The 18,069-nt window shown below is 69.2% G+C and carries 17 protein-coding genes and 1 pseudogene; 6 read left to right on the top strand and 12 right to left on the bottom strand.

Annotated features, from left to right (window positions below):
* Positions 1 to 85 precede the first annotated feature (85 nt).
* Positions 86 to 1,582: a sensor histidine kinase gene (locus tag ACT6XY_RS04195; protein ID WP_444747077.1), complete on the top strand. Its 1,497-nt coding sequence runs from the start codon at positions 86 to 88 to the stop codon at positions 1,580 to 1,582.
* A gap of 78 nt (positions 1,583 to 1,660) precedes the next feature.
* Positions 1,661 to 2,194, top strand: a complete 534-nt coding sequence (locus ACT6XY_RS04190) for a DUF305 domain-containing protein (protein ID WP_444747076.1) — start codon at positions 1,661 to 1,663, stop codon at positions 2,192 to 2,194.
* On the opposite strand, the gene ACT6XY_RS04185 is transcribed toward ACT6XY_RS04190, so the two are convergent.
* The gene (locus ACT6XY_RS04185) at positions 2,172 to 2,654 is read right to left on the bottom strand and encodes a DUF421 domain-containing protein (RefSeq protein ID WP_444747075.1); all 483 of its coding nucleotides are present in this window, start codon (positions 2,652 to 2,654) and stop codon (positions 2,172 to 2,174) included. The genes ACT6XY_RS04190 and ACT6XY_RS04185 overlap by 23 nt on opposite strands.
* A gap of 147 nt (positions 2,655 to 2,801) precedes the next feature.
* Between ACT6XY_RS04185 and ACT6XY_RS04180 the strand changes: the two genes are divergently transcribed.
* A complete protein-coding gene (locus ACT6XY_RS04180) occupies positions 2,802 to 2,966 on the top strand; it encodes a hypothetical protein (RefSeq protein WP_444747074.1) in 165 nt (54 codons plus the stop codon).
* Positions 2,967 to 3,014: 48 nt separating this feature from the next.
* On the opposite strand, the gene ACT6XY_RS04175 is transcribed toward ACT6XY_RS04180, so the two are convergent.
* The 5 genes from ACT6XY_RS04175 to ACT6XY_RS04155 all read right to left on the bottom strand — a co-directional run bounded on the left by ACT6XY_RS04175 (position 3,015) and on the right by ACT6XY_RS04155 (position 9,002).
* On the bottom strand, positions 3,015 to 4,103 hold the full coding sequence (locus ACT6XY_RS04175; protein WP_444747073.1) for a TRAP transporter substrate-binding protein: 1,089 nt from the start codon (positions 4,101 to 4,103) through the stop codon (positions 3,015 to 3,017).
* A gap of 192 nt (positions 4,104 to 4,295) precedes the next feature.
* Positions 4,296 to 5,282, bottom strand: coding sequence for a tripartite tricarboxylate transporter substrate-binding protein (locus ACT6XY_RS04170; RefSeq protein WP_444747072.1), 987 nt, complete (start codon positions 5,280 to 5,282; stop codon positions 4,296 to 4,298).
* 91 nt (positions 5,283 to 5,373) lie between these two features.
* On the bottom strand, positions 5,374 to 6,240 hold the full coding sequence (locus tag ACT6XY_RS04165; RefSeq protein WP_444747071.1) for an amidohydrolase family protein: 867 nt from the start codon (positions 6,238 to 6,240) through the stop codon (positions 5,374 to 5,376).
* On the bottom strand, positions 6,237 to 8,120 hold the full coding sequence (locus ACT6XY_RS04160; protein ID WP_444747070.1) for a feruloyl-CoA synthase: 1,884 nt from the start codon (positions 8,118 to 8,120) through the stop codon (positions 6,237 to 6,239). Before ACT6XY_RS04160 ends, ACT6XY_RS04165 begins: the two co-directional genes overlap by 4 nt.
* Positions 8,121 to 8,210: 90 nt before the next feature.
* Entirely contained in the window at positions 8,211 to 9,002 is a 792-nt protein-coding gene (locus ACT6XY_RS04155) for a crotonase/enoyl-CoA hydratase family protein (RefSeq protein ID WP_444747069.1), read from the bottom strand.
* 100 nt (positions 9,003 to 9,102) lie between these two features.
* On the opposite strand from ACT6XY_RS04155, the gene ACT6XY_RS04150 reads away from it, so the two are divergent.
* Positions 9,103 to 9,567, top strand: coding sequence for a MarR family winged helix-turn-helix transcriptional regulator (locus ACT6XY_RS04150; RefSeq protein WP_444747068.1), 465 nt, complete (start codon positions 9,103 to 9,105; stop codon positions 9,565 to 9,567).
* Here ACT6XY_RS04150 and ACT6XY_RS04145 read toward each other — a convergent pair.
* From ACT6XY_RS04145 to ku (ACT6XY_RS04125), 5 genes are all read right to left on the bottom strand, one after another.
* Positions 9,551 to 10,846, bottom strand: a complete 1,296-nt coding sequence (locus ACT6XY_RS04145) for a DUF2254 domain-containing protein (protein WP_444747067.1) — start codon at positions 10,844 to 10,846, stop codon at positions 9,551 to 9,553. The genes ACT6XY_RS04150 and ACT6XY_RS04145 overlap by 17 nt on opposite strands.
* On the bottom strand, positions 10,843 to 13,368 hold the full coding sequence (ligD, locus tag ACT6XY_RS04140) for a DNA ligase D (protein ID WP_444747066.1): 2,526 nt from the start codon (positions 13,366 to 13,368) through the stop codon (positions 10,843 to 10,845). The genes ACT6XY_RS04145 and ligD overlap by 4 nt, the downstream gene beginning before the upstream one ends.
* On the bottom strand, positions 13,368 to 13,613 hold the full coding sequence (locus ACT6XY_RS04135) for a hypothetical protein (RefSeq protein WP_444747065.1): 246 nt from the start codon (positions 13,611 to 13,613) through the stop codon (positions 13,368 to 13,370). Before ACT6XY_RS04135 ends, ligD begins: the two co-directional genes overlap by 1 nt.
* Positions 13,614 to 13,654: 41 nt before the next feature.
* Complete coding sequence (locus ACT6XY_RS04130; RefSeq protein WP_444747064.1) at positions 13,655 to 14,710, bottom strand: DNA topoisomerase IB; 1,056 nt, start codon at positions 14,708 to 14,710, stop codon at positions 13,655 to 13,657.
* 89 nt (positions 14,711 to 14,799) lie between these two features.
* Positions 14,800 to 15,711 carry a non-homologous end joining protein Ku gene (ku, locus tag ACT6XY_RS04125; protein ID WP_444747063.1) on the bottom strand — a complete coding sequence of 304 codons (912 nt, stop codon included), beginning with the start codon at positions 15,709 to 15,711 and terminating at the stop codon, positions 14,800 to 14,802.
* 127 nt (positions 15,712 to 15,838) lie between these two features.
* Here ku (ACT6XY_RS04125) and ku (ACT6XY_RS04120) point away from each other — a divergent pair, with 127 nt between their 5' ends.
* A complete protein-coding gene (gene ku, locus ACT6XY_RS04120) occupies positions 15,839 to 16,648 on the top strand; it encodes a non-homologous end joining protein Ku (protein ID WP_444747062.1) in 810 nt (269 codons plus the stop codon).
* Between the two features lie 6 nt (positions 16,649 to 16,654).
* Here the strand turns inward: ku (ACT6XY_RS04120) and ACT6XY_RS04115 are convergent, their stop codons facing one another.
* Positions 16,655 to 17,701: an NAD(P)H-binding protein gene (locus tag ACT6XY_RS04115; protein ID WP_444747061.1), complete on the bottom strand. Its 1,047-nt coding sequence runs from the start codon at positions 17,699 to 17,701 to the stop codon at positions 16,655 to 16,657.
* A gap of 156 nt (positions 17,702 to 17,857) precedes the next feature.
* Here ACT6XY_RS04115 and ACT6XY_RS04110 point away from each other — a divergent pair.
* A pseudogene (locus ACT6XY_RS04110) lies at positions 17,858 to 18,069 on the top strand (hypothetical protein); the annotation flags it as partial.

The following is an 18,069-nucleotide window of genomic DNA, read 5'->3' as shown; positions in this document are numbered from 1 at the left end:
CGCTGTGTAAACCGGCGCCGTCACGGCTCTGGAACCGCGCGACCCCCGCCCCGTTGATTATCTCTGATCGGACGCCAGGGTACGCATGACTGATGATCCTCACTTCCTGGCCGGCGGCGGTCAGATGGGAGCGCTGATGCGGGCTCATGACTGGGCCGCGACCGCGTTCGGTCGGCCGTCCGACTGGGCCGCCGAACTCAAGGTCCTCGCTTCATTCGTCCTCGCAAGCCCCCAGCCGATGATGATCTGGTGGGGCCAAGATCTCCTGCAGATCTACAACGACGCCTTCGCCGCCCTGATGGGGCCCGAGCGCCATCCGGGCGCCTTCGGTGCCGCCGCGCAGCACAGCTGGGGGGAGATCTGGTCCATCCTCGGGCCGCAGGTCGCACATGTCCTCGCCGGCGGCGAGCCGCGGCTGAACGAGGAGGAGCTCATCCAGATCACGCGCTTCGGCGCGCGGCGGAGCGTGTGGTGGACCTATGGCTTCTCGCCGATCATGGTCGAAGGCAGGGTGGCGGGCGTCGTCCTCACCTGCCAGGAGGTCACCGCCCGCCAACGCCTGACGAACCGCATCCGCCATCAGTCGGAGCGCTTCCAGCAGCTTTTCGAACAGGCGCCGGGATTCATCGCCTTCCTGCTGGGGCCCCAGCACGTCTTCCAGTTCGCCAACGCCGCCTACCGCGCTCTCGTCGGCAATCGCCCGCTGATCGGCAAGCCCGTGGCCGACATCCTCCCCGAGGCCTCGGCCCAGGGCTTCGTGGAGCGCCTCGACGAGGTCTATCGGAGCGGCGAGCTGCACGTGGGGCGCCGGGTCCCGCTGACGCTTGCCGACGGGGACGGCACGGAGCGGGACTACGTTCTCGACTTCATCTACCAGCCGATCGTCGACGACGACGGTCAGGTCGCCGGCGTGTTCATCCAGGGCCACGACGTCACCGCCCATGCGGCCGCCGAGAAGAACTTGACGCTGATCAACCACGAGCTGAAGCATCGCGTGAAGAACACGCTGGCGGTGACCACGGGCATCGTCAACCAGACGCTGCGCAACCGCGGCAACGACGAACTTCTCGCGACGCTGCGCGCCCGGATCAGCGCCTATGCCCGCGCCCACGACATCCTCGCTCCACAGACCTGGGCGACGGGAACGGTGCACGGCGCCGTCATGTCGGCCGTCCAGACCTTCCGCGCACAGGGCGGGTCTTTCACCATCGAGGGGCCGGACCTCACGCTCGGCTCGCGGCAGGTGCTCTCGCTCGCCCTCGCCGTGCACGAACTCGCGGTCAACGCCAGGCGCTACGGCGCCCTGTCGCACCCGACCGGCAGCGTCGACATCCGCTGGACGTTGCTCGATCCGGAAAACGAGCCGAAATTCGAGTTCACCTGGAAAGAGAGCGGCGGCCCACCCTGCAGGGAACCGGAGCGCCACGGCTTCGGACTGCACCTGGTCTCGCGGGTGCTCGCCGCCGATTTCGACGCGACGACGTCGATCGCCTTTCCCACCTCCGGCCTCATCTTCACGATGCTGGCCCTCGGCCCGTCCCTGCGGCCGCCCGATCCGGACGGGTTCTTCGCCAAGCTCTGACGGCGCGCGGCGCCATCTCTCCGGCGGGAACCTTCGCGGCGATCCGGCGTATCGCCGCAAGGCCCCCGGGAGTGTCCCATGTCCTATATCCGCTTCCTCGCCATGATCGCGACCTCGACCCTCGTCATGTTCGGGCTGATGTATCTGAACGTGTGGTCGCTCGATCACGTCTTCTACAGCCAGACCCGAACCTGGATGGCCCTGCTCATGGGTGCCGCCATGGCGGTGGTCATGCTCGCCTTCATGTGGAGCATGTACAGGAACCTGGCGGCGAACCTGGCGATCCTCGCGGCGGGTCTCGTCGTTTTCCTAGGCTCGTTGTGGCTCGTCCGCAGCCAGCAGACCGTGTCGGACCTCGCCTATATGAAGGCGATGATCCCCCACCACTCCATCGCCATTCTCACCAGCCGCGAGGCCCATATCCGCGATCCCCGGGTCAGGCGGCTCGCCGACGCCATCATTGCCGCCCAGGTCCGGGAGATCGCGGAGATGAAGGATCTGATCGCCGCACTGGAGAGACAGCCGACGCCGCCCGGGACGCCCGACCTGCCGCCGGCCCTGCCGGAACGAGGCATGGGGGCCGGCGCCGTCACGACCGCAGCACCACGCTGAGCGTCCCGTCACTCTCGAGGATGACCGCTTCGGCCTCGCCGACGCCGCGGCCGCCGGCGGCCCGGATCGCGCTGAGCGCCTCGTCCCGCGTCACCCGCTCGCGCTTCATCGCGCCATCGCAATACATCCCGTCGCGGACCAACAGCGCCGGCTCGGAGCGGACGCCGGAGGCAAACCCCTTCCACCGGACCGAAACGAAGGTGACGAAAAACTGCAGCACGATGAGAAGGGCGAGGGCGGCCGCGCCCTCGGCCAGCGCGACCGATTCCTGCAGCAGGATCGCCGACAGGGTCGATCCCAGCGCCACGGTGACCACCAGGTCGAAGGCGTTGAGCTTGGCCAGCGTGCGCTTGCCGGAGATGCGCAGGAACAGGACCAGCGTCGCATAGGCGAGCGTTCCCACGAGTATCGTCCGAACAATGCCCGACCATGTCTGGAACAGCATGCCGCCGAGATCCATGACGCCGTCTCCTCCCGCCTGCGCCCCCGCTCCCATGCGGAACCCCTGCCGCGCGGGGGGCGTTCCCTCCGGTGAAGGCCTCCGCATGCTGCGGGGCCGACGGAGGATGCGGGAATGGCCGGAGGACAGAGCAGCGGGACCGGGGCGATGACGGAGCTCGAAGACGAGAAGGTGAGGAAGGACGACATCCTCAGCAATCGCGACAAGGCCCAGCGCCGGCCGGGACAGAGCCTCGACGGCAAGGGCGTCCAGGTGGACGAGTACAAGGACAATCCGGCCAACCGCCGGCCGGCGCCTGAAAGCGAGCGCTGATCCGGAAGAGGGCGGATGCGCCGGCCATGCCGGCGCATCCTCGATGTATCAGCCGCGCTGCCGCAGGCGCAGCATCATGGTGTCGAAGGAATATTCCGCCACCTGCCACCACAGGTACTCTTCGTTGCGGAACGCGCGCATGTGCTCGTAGATCCGCTTGAAGTCGGCATTGCCCTTCGACAGGTCGTCATAGATCTCGTTCGCCGCCTTGTAGGCCGCGTCGAGAATCTCGGGGCTGAAGGCGCGCAGCTGCGCACCCGCCGCCACGAGCCGGCGGAGGGCTGCCGGGTTGCGGGCGTCGTAGATGGCCGTCATGTCCAGATTGTTGGCGGCCGCCGCGTTGTTGAAGATCTGCTGGTAGGACTTTGGCAGCGCGTTCCACTTGTCGGTGCCGATCCAGTAGTGGACCGTCGGCGCCCCTTCCCAGAAGCCGGGATAGTAGTAGTAGGGAGCGACCCGGACGAAGGCGAGTTTCTCGTCGTCATAGGGGCCGACCCACTCCGCCGCGTCGATGACGCCGCGTTCCAGCGAGGAATAGGTGTCGCCGCCGGGGATCTGCTGCGGCACGACGCCGAGCTTGGCCACCACCTGTCCGGCGAGGCCGGCGATGCGGAACTTGAGGCCCTTCAGGTCCTCGAGGGTGCGGACTTCCCTCCGGAACCAGCCGCCCATCTGGGTGCCGGTATTGCCGCCCGGCACCGTGTGGACGTTGTACTTCTTGACGTAGTCGTTGATGAGCTGCTGCCCGCCGCCCTGGTAGAGCCAGGCGTTGCGCTGCCGCACGTTCATGATGAAGGGGATGTCGGCCATCAGCGCGAGGACCGGATCCTTGCCGACGAAGTAGTAGCCCGGCGACTGGCACATCTCGATCGTGCCGGCCGAGACGGCGTCGAGCGTCTGGAAGGCGCCGACGATCTCGCCCGCCGCGAAGCACTGGATCTTGAAGCGCCCATCGGTCGCTTCCGCGATCTGCTTGGTCATCGTGTCGAGCGGACCGTAGAGCGCGTCCAGCGATTTCGGGAAGGAGGAGGCGCAGCGCCAGCTGACCTCCGGCATGGTCTGGGCAATGGCCGGGGCCGCGACCGCGGCGCCGGCGACGCCCGCCGCACTTCCCGCCATGAATGTTCTGCGTTTCATCTCGTTCCTCCATTCGTCCGCGATTGTGATTGTGATGCGGATCGCGGGGTTGTCCCCGTCGGACGAGACTAGCGCCTGGCTTGCGCCTTCCGGCATGGCCTCAGCGAATGGACGACATGCGTGGACAATACGCGGCCGTCGGATGTGATATGCGGCGGGCGGGACGGTGGTCCGGCCCGCCGCGGAAAGCGCTCACTCCTCCAGCGAGAAGCCGGAGGCCTTGACGATCGGCTCCCAGGTCTTGCGGGCCCGGTCGAGATAGGCGGCATAGTCCGGCGGCGACATGGTGAAGGGCTCCTGTCCCACCGCCCTGAGCGTGTCGCGGGTGGCCGCCACCTTCACCGCCTCTGCGACGAAGCCGGCGATCTGCGCGGCGAGCTCCGGAGCGGTGCCCCTGGGCATGAAACAGCCGAACGTGTCGCGTCCCACCACCTGCGCAAATCCCTGCTCGGCGAAGGTCGGCACGTTCGGCAGGAAGGCCGAACGCTCGCGGTCCGAGACGCCGATGACCCTGAGGGCGCCGGAGGCGGCGTGTGGCACGTAGTCGCCGATCGGCGTGATGGTGGCGGCGACATGGCCGCCGAGGAGGTCCTGGATCGCCGGCGTCGAGCCGCGATAGGGCACGTGGCGCAGCTGCACGCCGGCGGCGGCGATTAGCAACTCGCCGAGGAAGTGCGGCGTCGAGCCTGCGGCAGGCGATCCAAAAGCCGCCCGCGTCGGATTGGCCTTGGCCCAGGCGACGAAGCCGGCGACGTCCTTCACCTCGGCCGGAACCATCGAGCCGACGGCGAGGGCGAAGACCGCATAGGTCGCCGGCGTCACCGGCGTCACGTCGGTCGCGGCGTTGTAGGCGAGCTTCTTGTAGACGCTCGGATAGATCGTGAACATCGCGTCCGGGCTGACGAGGATGGTGCGGCCGTCGGCCGGCGCCTCCATCAGCGCCTGGATGGCGATCTTGGCGGCGGCGCCGGGCCGGTTCTCGACCACGAAACTGTCGGCGACCGAGCCCTTCAGGCTCTCGGCGAGGCGCCGGGCCAGCGTGTCGGTCGGCCCCCCGGCGGGAAAGCCGACGAGGATGCGCCCGTTGCCGCGCACCAGCTGGGCGGGGGCGGGCAGGGTGGATGCGGTCAGGGCTGCGGCCGACAGGCCGAGCATGCGGCGGCGGTTCATGGACGTCATGGGTTCCTCCCTCTGGTGGTGGCGGTGGCGCCGGCTTCTCCTGGCCGGTCGACCGCACGGGTCTTGGCATGTCCTCCTGCGGGGCCGGGTCTCAACTGCCGAGGCCGAGCACCCGCATGGCATTCTTCTTCATGATCAGGTCGTGGACCTCCGGCTTGAATCCCACCTCGGCGAACTGGGCGAGCCAGCGCTCCGGCGCGATCAGGGGAAAATCCGACCCGAACAGCATCTTGGTGCGCAACTGCGCATTCGCATACTGGACGATCTGTGGCGGGAAGTATTTCGGCATCCACCCCGACAGGTCGATGTAGACGTTGGGCTTGTGCAGGGCCATGGACAGCGCCTCGTCGGTCCAGGGCCAGGACGGGTGCGCCAGCACGATGGTCATGTCGGGGAAGTCCACCGCGACGTCGTCCACGTGGATCGGCTGGGAATACTTGAGCCGCATGCCGCCGCCGCCGCGCATGCCCGTGCCGATGCCGGAATGGCCGGTGTGGAAGATGGCGGGCATCTTGTGGTGGGCGATGACCTCGTAGAGCTGGTAGGCCATCCGGTCGTTCGGATAGAAGCCCTGGCAGGTCGGGTGGAACTTGAAGCCCTTGACCACGCCACCCTTGATCAGGTCCTCCGCCTCTCGCGCGCCAAGCCGGCCCTTGTGGGGGTCGATGGAGGCGAAGGCGATCATCATGTCGGCATTGTCGCGCGCCGCGTCGGCAATCTCGTCGTTCGGGATGCGCCGGTTGCCGATCTGCGTCTCGGTGTCCACCGTGAACATGACGAGGCCGATCTTCTGCGCCCGGTAATGCGCGATGGTCTCGGCGATGGTCGGCCGCTTTCCGACCTTGAAATACTTGCCCGCCGCCTCCTCGTAGGGCGCCCAATAGGGATCGGGCTCCTGCCGGCACGAGACTTCGGCATGGGTGTGGATGTCGATGGCGATGAGGTCGTCGACCTTCATGGGGCCTCTCCTGCACGGATATCGAGGGCGATGACGCCGGGCGGCGGCGCCGGGGCATGGAGCGCGCCGACGAGCCCCGCCCGCCGCGCGAGCACGGCGCGCTGGTTGATGGAGCCCTTGTCGGTGAGCTCGCCATGTTCGAGCGAGGGCGGATCGTCGAGGATCATGGCCCGCACGACGCGGTTCGACGAGCCGGTGGCCTCCTTCGCGAGGTCCGCGAGGCGCCGCGTGACCTCGGCCACCAGTTGCCCGTGGGTCAGGAGGCCCGGATCCCCGGCCTTCAGGCCTGCGAAGGCGGCGCAGGCCTCTCGGTCCGGCACCAGCAGTACGCCGACCTCGTCGCGGTCGTGGCCGGTGATGACGGTGTCGCGGATCAGCGGGTCGAGGGCCGAGTTGAGGACGTGGCGGAGCGGACCGACGCTGACCCAGGTGCCGGTCGCGAGCTTGAAATCCTCCGACAGGCGACCGTCGAACAGGAACCCTTTGGACAGGTCTGCCGGATCGGCATAGGCCACCGCGTCGCCGAAGCAGTAGTAGCCTTCCTCGTCGAAGACCTTGGCGGTGAGGTCCGGCCGTCGCCAGTAGCCCGGCGTCACCGTCTCGGCCTTGACGCGGGCCTCGAGCTTCGCACCCGCCGGGACGAGCTTCAGCGTCACCCCGACCATCGGCAGGCCGATGGCGCCCGCCTGTCCGGTGGTGCGCAGGTTCATGATGGCGGAAGGTGCGGTCTCGGTGGCGCCGAGACCGGTGACGAAGGGCACGTCGCGGCCGACGGCCTCGCGGGCGAGGGCGCGGTAGCCGTCCCAGACCGGCTGGGCGAGGCCTGCGCCGGCATAGAACAGCATTTCGAGGCGGCTGAAGAAGTGACGGGCGAAGGCCGGGTCAGCCTGGAGGTGCGGCAGCAGGGCCTCGTAGCCCTTCGGCACGTTGAAATAGGCGGTCGGCGCGATCTCCCTGAGGTTGCGCACCGTCGGCAGGATGCCCGCCGCCACCGGCTTGCCCTCGTCGAGATGGAGCGTGCCGCCGTGGGTCAGCACCATGCCGAAATTGTGGTTCGAGCCGAAGGTGTGGTTCCACGGCAGCCAGTCGACGAAGACCGGCGGCGTCTCCGCGAGAAAGGGAAAGCACTGCTCCAGCATCACCTGGTTGGCCATCAGCATGCGCTGGGTGTTGATGACGGCCTTCGGCTCGCCGGTCGAGCCGGAGGTGAGGAGGAATTTGGCGATGGTGTCGGGGCCGACCGCCGCATGGGCCGCGTCGACAGCAGGGTCCGCCGCATCGCCCGCCAGCGCCGTAAGCGGCACCGCGCCCACCGCCTCCGCGCCGCGCGCCGCGACCATCACGCGGCCCTCGCCGGCCACGGCCGCGAGCGCCGCCCGGAACGGCCGGGCATCGGCGACGAAGACGAGGCCCGGCGTGAGCAGGTCGATGCAGTACGACAGCTTGCCGAAGTCCCGCGCCACCAGGCTGTAGGGCGGCGAGATCGGCGCATAAGGCACGCCGATCATCATCGCCGCGAGGGCGACCAGCGCGTGGTCGATGCTGTTGCCGGAGAGGATGGCGACCGGCCGCTCGGCGGAGAGGTCGTGGTGCAGCAGCCCCGCCGCGAGGCTGCGGACCTGGCCGAGCGCCTCGGCATAGGTCAGCTGCCGCCAGGCGCCGTCCGGTCCGCGCTCTGCGAGGAAGGTGCGGTCGGGTGCCGCCGCCGCCCAGTGCACAAGCCGGTCCGTGAGGGCACGCGGATAGGGGCCGAGCCCCTGCCGCACGGTGACGAGACGCGCGCCATCCGCCCGGTCCTCGACCAGGGGATCGAGGGTGCCGAGCCGGTGCCAGCCATGGCTGTCCGCGGCTTGCATCGGGCGAGGGGCGACACGCGACATCGGGGGCCTCCGGGGGTGCCGATAGCGGCGGGATGAGGCGACGGTTTATGGGAATGCACTGGACCGGGCAGGCGGGCCGGCCCCGGTCGGTCAGCCGGGCCGGGTGACCTTGGCCGCCTTCTTGGCCAGGAAGTCGCGCACGCGCTCCTTGGCCTCGGGCATGGTCTGCGCGGTCGAGGCCATCAGCGCCTCGGTGAGGTAGCCGATATGAGGGTCGGCCTCCGCGATGCGGGGCAGGGCATGGATCACCGCGAACCGCGTCATGTCGGCGATCCCAGCGGCCTTGCGCGCGAGCTCCATGGCGAGCGGCAGGCCCGCACCGTCATCGACGAGATACTGGCAGGCTCCCGCCGCCCGGGCCTCCTCGGCGGAGAGGGTGCGCCCGGTGAGCATCATGTCCTGCACGAGCGGCGTGCCGATCAGCCGGGGAATGCGGACCGATCCGCCGCCGCCGAGGAAGATGCCGCGCTGCCCCTCGGGCAGGGCGAAAAAGGCGGAGCGTTCGGCGATGCGCACATGGGTGGCGGCGGCGAGCTCGAAGCCGCCGCCCACGACGGCGCCGTGCAGCACCGAGAAGACCGGCACGCGGCCGTACTGGAGGTCCTGGAAGGAGCGGTGCCACCCGAGGGAGTGCTGGATGGCAGCGGCGAGGTCCGGTTCGCCGTCCACCTCGCCGAGGTCGAGCCCGGCGCAGAAATGGTCGCCCTCGCCGTGGATGACCACCGCCCGGATGGCGGGCGGAAAGCCGGTGACGGCCTTCGACAGGCCCGCCACCATGGCCTCGTTGAGCGCATTGCGCTTGGCCGGGCGCGACAGCCGGATGACGGCCACGGCGCCGTCCACATGGACCGAGAGGCCCGCAGTAGGTGACTGGACTGACAAGAGCGCCGCTCCCACGGAACCGTTTTTGGTTATTGGCAATAACTATTTTCCGCCGCCGCGCTTGTGTCAATGGGGCAGGGCCTTTACCGATCGGCACGCGGTGACGCAGTTTCCCGAGGTGATGATGGCGCTGGATCTGGGTCCTCTCGACAGCCATGTCGGTTATCTCCTGCGCCGGGCCCAGCTCGCCGTCTTCGCCGACATCCTCCCGAGCCTCGCCGAGCACGACGTCTCGCCGGCGGACTATGCGGTCCTCACCGTCATCGACCGCAACCCGGGCGCGGGACAGTCGCAGGTGGCCGAAACCCTCGGTATCCAGAAGACCAACTTCGTGCCCCTGATCCGCCGGATGGAGGCCCGCGGCCTCGTCCTGCGCACGCCGTCGGCGCGCGACCGGCGGTCGGTCGCTTTGACGTTGACCCCGCAGGGAAATGCGCTTCTCGCAGACCTGCACGCGGCGGCGCAGGCCCATATCGAGCGCGTTCGGAGCCACCTTGGCAGTGCAGAGTACGACTCTCTGCTCGAGCCGCTGCAAAGGCTCGCGAGCGTCAGCCGTCCGTCCTGACGGCGCGGATTCCGGCGGCGACGGCGGCGACCGCCTGCTGCTCATCCTCGAGGGCGAACGCCGCCTCGGAGCGGCGCAGCGCGATGGTGGAATGGCGTCGGGCGGCGGCGGCGAACACGGCCTCATCGGCGACGGCGAGGCTCAGGAGAGCCTTCTGCAGGCGCAGTTGCACCTCCAGGATGCCGGCGCCGTCGCGGGCGATCGGAGAGAAGACGTCGTCGAGCATGTCGCCGACCGAGAGGGCGGGAACACGGACGTTCTCGCAGGCGATCTCCGCGTCGTCGGCCGGGCCGTCACAGCGGTTCCATCGCACCAGCAGCCGCACGGCCCGGCCGATCACGTCGATGGCCGTGCCCGGATCGTTCACCGCGGGTGACAGGGCGCGGGACGCGATTTCCGACAGCACGCACAGGCCGAAGCGCGGGTCCTGGTCGAAAGTGCGTTCGGACCCGATCGTGAAGGCCTCTGCAACGGAACGAGCCTCCTCGTCGTCCACCTCGCCCGCGATCATCGCCACCGCGCGGGCGGGATCCGCGAAGATGCCGGGTGGCGCCGTCACGAAGACCGTGAAGCCGCCCTCCGCGGCCCGCTCCTGGAGCGCGGCCATGTCGACGTGCTGGACGTAGCCGATGGCGGTGGCGAAGATCGGACGTGCGTCTGAGGGGGGCGGGCCCCGCATCGGCCTGCCGCCGAGATGGGGATGAGCGCGCCGCCTTTCGAGCGCCTCCCATGTCGCGTCCTCGACCCGGGCGATGGTCTCGCCAAGCCGCCCGAAGCGCGCGAGATAGTCGATCCAGCGCAGGATCGTGACGGCGATGAGCGCGATCAGCCCGATGGTGACCACAAGCAGGATGGCGCGCCCCTCGGAGCCGTAGAGGCCGGTGCTGAGCGCGATGATGCCGACCAGGCTGAACAGGAACGAGCCGATGAACGTGCCGAGCACGTTCTGGCTGGTATTGTCCTCCATCAACAGGCGGGTCGCGCGCGGCGTCACGTTGCTCGTCGCCGCGCCATAGGCGGAGACCATCGTGGTCATGGAAAAGACGGTCACCGCCAGCATGCTGGAGGCGAGGACGTTGAGGATGCCGTCGATGGCCTGGGCGCCGATCTTGATCGTCCAGGCGTCGGGAACATAGGGCGCAAAGACGATCCCTGCCGCGGCGGTCGCGACGCCGATCAGCGCCATCACGCTGACGCGGATCCAGAGCTTGCGGGCAAAGAGCGTGAGGAGCCAGCGCCAGCGGGTCATCATGGCGGTGCGGCGCGCGCGCGTCCTCACCGTTCCGCCAGCGGCTGCGCCGCAGCACGGAAGCCCGCCCAGGGGTCGCGGGCGGGCAGAGCGTCCCCCACCTTGAAGGCGTTGGGCTCCATGCCGCCCTCCACGTCCTTCCAGGTCGCCGGCACGGAGAAGGGCGCGCCGGGACGGGCGCGGGTGGAATAGGCGGCGACCGCCGTCGCTCCGCGCCCGTTGCGCAGGTAGTCGATGAAGATCTTGCCGCGCCGCGCCTTCTTGGCGAGGGTCGCGGTGTAGCGCCCCGGCTCCGTCGCGGCCATGGCGCGGGCGAAATCGTGGGCGAAGCCCTTGACGGCGGCCCAGTCGGCGCCGGGGGTCAGCGGCACGGTGACGTGGAAGCCCTTGCCGCCGGAGAGCTTGACGAAGCTGTCAAGGCCGATCCCCTTCAGGCGCTCGCCAACCGCGATCGCCCCCTCGCGCACCGCGTCGAGGCCGACGCCGTCGCCCGGGTCGAGGTCGAAGATCACCTGATCGGGCCGTTCCAGGTCGTCGATGGTCGAGCCCCAGACGTGGATCTCCACCACGCCCATCTGCACCAGCGCGGCGATGCCGTCGAAATCCTCCACATAGAGCAACGCGTCGCTCTCGCCCTTCGGCTTCACCGTGCGGATCGCCTTGCCCATGCCCGGCGAGGCGTGTTTCTGGAAGAAGGAGTGGCGGGCGATGCCGTCCGGGGCGCGCACGAGGCTCAAAGGCCGGCGCACCACCAGCGGCTCCATGCGCTTCCACACTGCGCCGTAATGCGCGAGCAGGCCTTCCTTGGTCAGGCCCGGGTCCGGCCAGAGCACCTTGTCGGCATTCGACAGCACCACCGAGGTCGCGGGCGCCGCGGCCGCGGGGGCCTTCTTCGCCCGCTTCGGCGCCTTCGTCGGCACCGGATCGGCGACAGGCGCATCCTCGCGCACGATCTCGCCGGCGGGCTTGTCTTCGCGCAGCCCCTTGAAGGCCGCCTGTCGCAGGAGGCCGTCCGCCGTCCAGGTGCGGTATTCCACCTCGCAGGCGAGCGCCGGTTCCACCCAGACCACGTCCTTCTGGCGGCCGTCCTTGCCGGAGAAAGGGGCGCGCTCGGCACGGATCCCGTCGAGGCGGCGCTTCAGGGCGGTTGCCAGGGTTCCGGTATAGCCGGTTCCCACCCGGCCCGCGTGCTTCAGGACGCCGTCCTCCTGATAGCCGACGACGAGCGAGCCGATGCGGCCGGCATGGGCCTTGGACGGCACGTAGCCTACGATCACGAACTCCTGCGAGCGGGTGCATTTGGCCTTGATCCAGTCGCCTCGACGGCCACTGTGATAGGGCGCGTCGAGCCGCTTCGAGATGACCCCTTCCAGCCCCATCCGGCAGGCATGGGCGAGCATGACCTCTCCCGGCTCTGCGAAGTCCTCGCTGTATCGGATGCGCCCTGCGTCCGCGCCTGCCAGCAGCGCCGCCAGCCGTTCCTTGCGCGCGACGAGAGGTTCACCGGTGAGGTCCTCCCCGTCGAGATGCAGGAGGTCGAAGGCGTAGTAGACCATCCCCTCGCGCCGTCCCTCGGACAGCGCCGCTTGCAGCGCCGCGAAGGAGGAGACGCCGGCATCGTTCAGCACCACCACCTCGCCATCGATGACGGCGCTCTCGCAGGGGAGGTCGGCGAAGGCGGCCGCGACCTCGCTGCCGAACCGCTCCGTCCAGTCGAGCCCGGTGCGGGTGAGGAGCCGCGCCTCGCCGCCCGCCACCACGGCCTGGACGCGATAGCCGTCGAACTTCACCTCGTGGACCCAGCCCTTGCCTTCGGCGGGATGCTCCTTGAGGCTGGCGAGGCAGGGCGGCACGAAGGCCGGCGCCTGCGCCGCGCTCCGGCGCTTGCCGGCTGTCCTGGCCGCCTTCGTGCTAGCCTTCGACGGTGCTTTATCCGCGGTTGCAGGCGTCTTCTTCGCCGGCTTGCCCTCCGCCACCTCCTCCACCGTCAGGCCGGAGACGAGCGAGGTGGGCTCTTCCGCGAGGATGTCGCGGTCGGCGGCCGCCTCGTCCTTCACCTTCATCAGCAGCCAGTTGTCGCGGCTCTCGCCCTTCCGCGGCTTGAGCCTGACGAGGTGCCAGCCGCCCTTCAGCCGCTCGCCGTCCAGGGTGAAGGCGATGTGCCCCTTGGCCATGGCCTTGGCGGGGTCGATTTCCGGGGTCCACGTCCCCCGATCCCAGACGATGACCGAACCGGCACCATATTCCCCCGCGGGGATCGTTCCCTCGAAGCCGCCATAGCTCAGAGGATGGTCCTCGACGTGGACCGCGAGGCGCTTGTCGTCGGGGTCCAGGCTCGGTCCACGCGTGACCGCCCAGCTCCACAGCACGCCCTCGTGTTCGAGGCGCAGATCGTAGTGGAGCCGCCTCGCGGCGTGCTTGTGGACGACGAAGCTCCCGCCGGTTGCCTTCGCCGCCTTCGCGTCGAGGCGCCCGTCGGGTTCGCGGGTCCTGGAGAAGTCACGCTTCTCCCGATAGGCGCCGAGCCGGTCGGCTGCTTGCGCCCGCGGCATTACGCCGCCCGGTGATAGGCCGGTGCCGCCGCGGCCACTGCGTCGGCGGCCAGCAGGTCCAGCTGAGTGATGGCGGGAATCGGGTCCTCCAGCATGGCCACCATGACCTCGCGCTGGAGACCTGACCGCACCGCCTCGGCGAAGGCCTGGCGCGTCTCCCGCTCGGCTCGCAACTGGGCGGCCAGAGCCAAGATCAGTCTGTCACGGTTGTCCATGATCAACACCTCGTCCTTGCCCTCATGCAACGTCGGCCCATCCTCGCCTGTTCCCTCGACGACGTTCGCCCTCAGGCGGCCTCGGCCGTCATTTCCCGGGCAGCGGGCTCGGCCGGCTTCTGCTCCAGCGTCTCGTTGAGGATCTTCAGCACCGCCCGCTCGGCCGGCGTCAGCTTCGCGTCATACTCTGTCGCGTGGGACATGCGGCGGGCATAGCGGGTGAGGAGGCCGCCCGTGTGGGCTGAGAAAATCGCGGGGTGGATGTAGGAGGAGCGGCACACCGCCGGCGTGTTGCCGAGGCGCTGCGACACCGCCCGCACCGCGCTCGCCAGCTGCTTGCGCAATTGCCGCTCGTTGGGCGGGGGAGGAGCGAGGGAAAGGGCGAGCCCACACAGAACCGTGCCCGCCCAGGTGCGGAAATCCTTGGCGCTCACCGGGCTGCCGGCGGCGCGGCGCAGATAGTCGTTGACCTCGTCGGAGGAGACGGCGCGCAGCTCGCCGTCCTTGTCGCGGTACTGGAACAGGTGCTGACCGGGAAGATGCTGGCAGGTGCGCACGATCCGGCTGACGCGCTTGTCGAAGATGGCGAGGCGCCATTCCTTGCCGCTCTTGCCCTTGAAGGTGAAGCGGATGGTGGCGCCGGCCACCGCCACATGGCCGCTGCGCAGCGTGGAGAGGCCGAAACTGCCGTTGTCGCGCGCATAGGTCTCGTTGCCGATGCGGATGAGCGTGCGGTCGAGGAGATAGACGACGGTCGCCAGCACCTTGTCGCGATCCAGCCCGGGAAGCGCCATGTCGGCCGAGACCCGGCGCCGCAGCCGCGGCAGGATCTGCGCGAAGGTGATCAACTTCTCGAACTTCTCCGCCTCGCGCTCTGCGCGGAAGGCCGCGTGGTAGATGTACTGGCGGCGCCCCTTCTCGTCCCGGCCGATGGCCTGGACGTGGCCGGCCGGGTTGGGGCAGATCCACACGTCCCGCCACGCTGGCGGGATCACCAGATCGCGGACACGCTGCAGCGTTGCCGCGTCCGTCAAGCGACTGCCCGTCTCGTCCCTGTAGGAAAAGCCCTTGCCGCAGCGCTGGCGGGTGATGCCGGGGGCGGTGAGGTCGGCGAAGACGAGATCCATGGCTTTACTCACGCAGGCGCCGCTCGAGGGGGCGCGAGGGGCAACGTGCCGGCCCCGGACAGGTTCCTGTCGGGGCGGGGGGCTGCGCGTCAGGCCGCCTTCTTGCCGCGGGACTTGGCGGAACCGCCACCGGCCGCCTTGCGCGACGTCTTCGCGGGGGTCTTGGCCGAGGTCTTCGCGGAAGCCTTGGCCGGCGTCTTCGCGGCCTTGGCGGGCGCCTCCTTCATCACGCCGGCGCTCGCCCGCAAGGCTTCCATGAGGTCCACGACCTTCGTCTGCTTCGGGTTCTTGCGGCGCTTCAGCGGCTTGCCAGCGAGCTTGGCCTTGACCATCTCGGCCACCGCCGCCTCGTAGCGGTCGTCGAAGGCGCTCGGGTCGAAGGTCCCGGCCTTCGTCTCGACGATATGGCGGGCGAGGTCGAGCATGTCCTTCTTGATCTTGATGTCTTTCACGTCCTCGAAGGCGGAGGCGGCAGACCGCACCTCGTAGTCGTAGTTCAGCGTATGCGCGATCAGCCCCTCGCCGTGGGCGCGGATCATCAGCGTCCGCACCCGCTTGAACAGGACGGTGCGGGCGAGAGCCGCCACCTTTTCCTCGCGCATGGCGTCGCGGACGACGAGGAAGGCCTCCTGCGCCACCGCGCCGGCGGGCGCGAGATAGTAGGGCTTGTCGAAGAACACGGTGTCGATGTCGTCGCAGCCGATGAAGGCCTCGACCTTCAGACGCTTGTCGCTTTCCGGTACCGCCTTGGCGATGTCCTCCGGCTCCAGCAGCACCATGTGGCTGTCGTCGAGGGCATAGCCCTTGATCTGCTGGTCGCGGTCCACCGGCTTGCCGGTGGCGGGATCGACGAACTCGCGCCGCACCCGGTTGCCCGTCTTGGCATTGACCGTGTGGAAGGCGATGCGCTCGGCCGTCGATGCGGCGGTGTAGAGCGCCACGGGGCAGGTGAGGTCCCCGATCGCCAGTGATCCCTTCCAGTTGGCCCTCGGTGACGCCATGGCCTGTTCTTTCCCTGCGAGCCGCGCGGACGACGGAACGGTGGAGGCAACGCCTTTTCCGGCTTTTCGTTCCGCCGAGGGAACCTCAGGCCGCCGCCGGGCATTATCCCGCGTCGGGGGAGAACGCATGGCCGGACGCACCTACTGGAAGGGCTATCTGAAGCTGTCGCTCGTCACCTGCCCGGTGGCGATGACGCCTGCGACGTCTGAATCGGAGAAGATCCGCTTCCACACCATCAACCGCGAGACCGGCAACCGGGTCGAGAGCCGCTATGTCGACGCGGAAACCGGCAAGGTCGTCGACGAGGACGATCAGGCCCGCGGCTATGCCCAGGGCGAGAACGACTTCATCATCCTCGACGACGATGACCTCGACGCCGTCGCCCTCGACACCACGCGCACCATCGACATCGATACCTTCGTGCCGCGTGGCGCGATCTCCTGGCTCTATCTCGACAAGCCGCACTACCTCGTGCCGAACGACGAGGTGGGGGAGGAGGCCTTCGCCGTGATCCGCGAGGCGATGAAGGCCTCGAAGGTCGTGGGCATCGCCCGCCTCGTGCTCTATCGCCGCGAGCGCGCCGTCATGCTCCAGCCGCGCGACAAGGGAATCGTCCTGTGGACCCTGCGCTATGGCGACGAGGTGCGCGACGAGGCCGCCTATTTCGGTGACATCCCCGACGACGGGGAGCCGCCCGCCAGGGCCACCCAGCTCGCGCGCGACCTCATCGGCGAGCGGACACGACCCTGGAATCCCAAGATGGCTTCCGACCCGGTCCAGACCGAGCTTGCCCGCCTCATCCAGTCGAAGAAGAAGACCCGGACGAAGGCGGCGAAGGGCAAGGAGGCGGCCGGCGGCGACAACGTGGTGGATCTCTTCGCGGCGCTCCGCAAGAGCCTGGCGACGGAGACGAAGCCGCGCGGCAAGCGGTCCTGACCCGGATCAGGGTCGCTCGCCGGCGTCAGCTGACCGGAACACCGCATGATCGCCCCGCTCGGCGCGCGCCTCGCCGCGAAGGACCTGCGCGTAATAGTCAAACAGCGTTTCGGTGCCGGTGGAGGGCGTCGCCTCCGCGTCGTAGCGTCCGGTCGCCGGATCGAGCACCAGCATCGATTCGGTCGCGTAATAGCGCCCGATCCGCGCGAATTCCGCCTTGTCGGCGAGCGCCGGCAGGACCCGCCCGGCGAGGCTCAGAGTGGCGATGATGCCGTCGAGCAGGGCGACCGGCACGCGGCGGAAGCGCGGCGGGCGGCCCGTGAGGGCGAAGAGAGCCTCGCCCTGCTGGCGCGGCGTCACCGCCGGCCCGGGGCCGCCAATGGGCAGGATGCGGTTCTGCCGGTGCGGATCGTCGAGACAGTCGGCGATGAAGGCGCCGAGGTCGGCGTCGCTGATCGGCTTGCAGGCGGTCAGCGTGCCGTCGCCGAAGATCAGGTAGGGCCTGCCGGCCTGCACCCGCGCGATCTGGCCCGACAGCGACTTGAAGAAGGCCGTGGGTCGCACGATCGACCAGATGAGACCGGAAGCGATCAGGGCCTCCTCGAAAGCGAGCTTGGCCTTCTGGAAGGCGAGAAGAGGCTTCTGCACGCAGATCGCGGAGAGCAGCACCATCTGTTCCACGCCGGCCTCGCGGGCCGCCGTCAGCACGTCCCTATGCGCCTGGAAATCGATCGCCCAGGCATCGCGCGGCACCCCGGTGCGCGAGGCGAGGCAGGAGACGACGGCGTCGAACGGTCCTCCGGCCGCAGAAGCTCTTGCGAAGGCGGCCGGGTCCGTGACGTCACCCTCGACCACGACTGTTTCGGTGAAAAGCCCATCATCCTTGGCCGAACCCGGACGGACGAGGCAGGCGACGGCATGGCCGCGGGCGACCAGCGCGAGGGCCGTCGCGCGGCCGATCGTCCCCGTCCCGCCGAGAAGGAGGACGCGGCGATGCCGGGGCGAAGCCTTCGGGCCGTGATCGGGAAAAGGGGGAGGGAAGGGCGGGGCCATGGCGGTGGCGTGATGAGGACGCGATCCGCCGCAGGAATCAAGTCGCCTATGCCGGACCCCGACACCAACATGAACGGCAGCCGGCCGGGCAGGTTCACCCTGGGTTCAAGCCGGGACCCCAAACTCCGGCGGACCTAACGAGAGGAGAAACGCCTGATGACTTCCGCATCCCGCATTCTCGATCGTCGCGCCCTGCTCGCCACGGCGACCGCCTCCGCGGCCGTCCTCGTGGTCGCCGGTGCCGCGGCACCCGCCTCGGCGCAGGCTCTCGCGCCTATGCCTCCCGCCGCCCCGGTCGCCGCGGCGCCCGAGGAAATGCAGTGGGGCTGGCGCCGCCGGCGCTGGCGCCGTCGTGGCTGGGGCTGGGG

Origin of the sequence: Phreatobacter sp., from assembly GCF_052440005.1 — a bacterium.
Lineage (GTDB): Bacteria > Pseudomonadota > Alphaproteobacteria > Rhizobiales > Phreatobacteraceae > Phreatobacter.
Note: the sequence above shows the minus strand (reverse complement) of the source record. Positions and strands in the feature narration are given on the sequence as shown.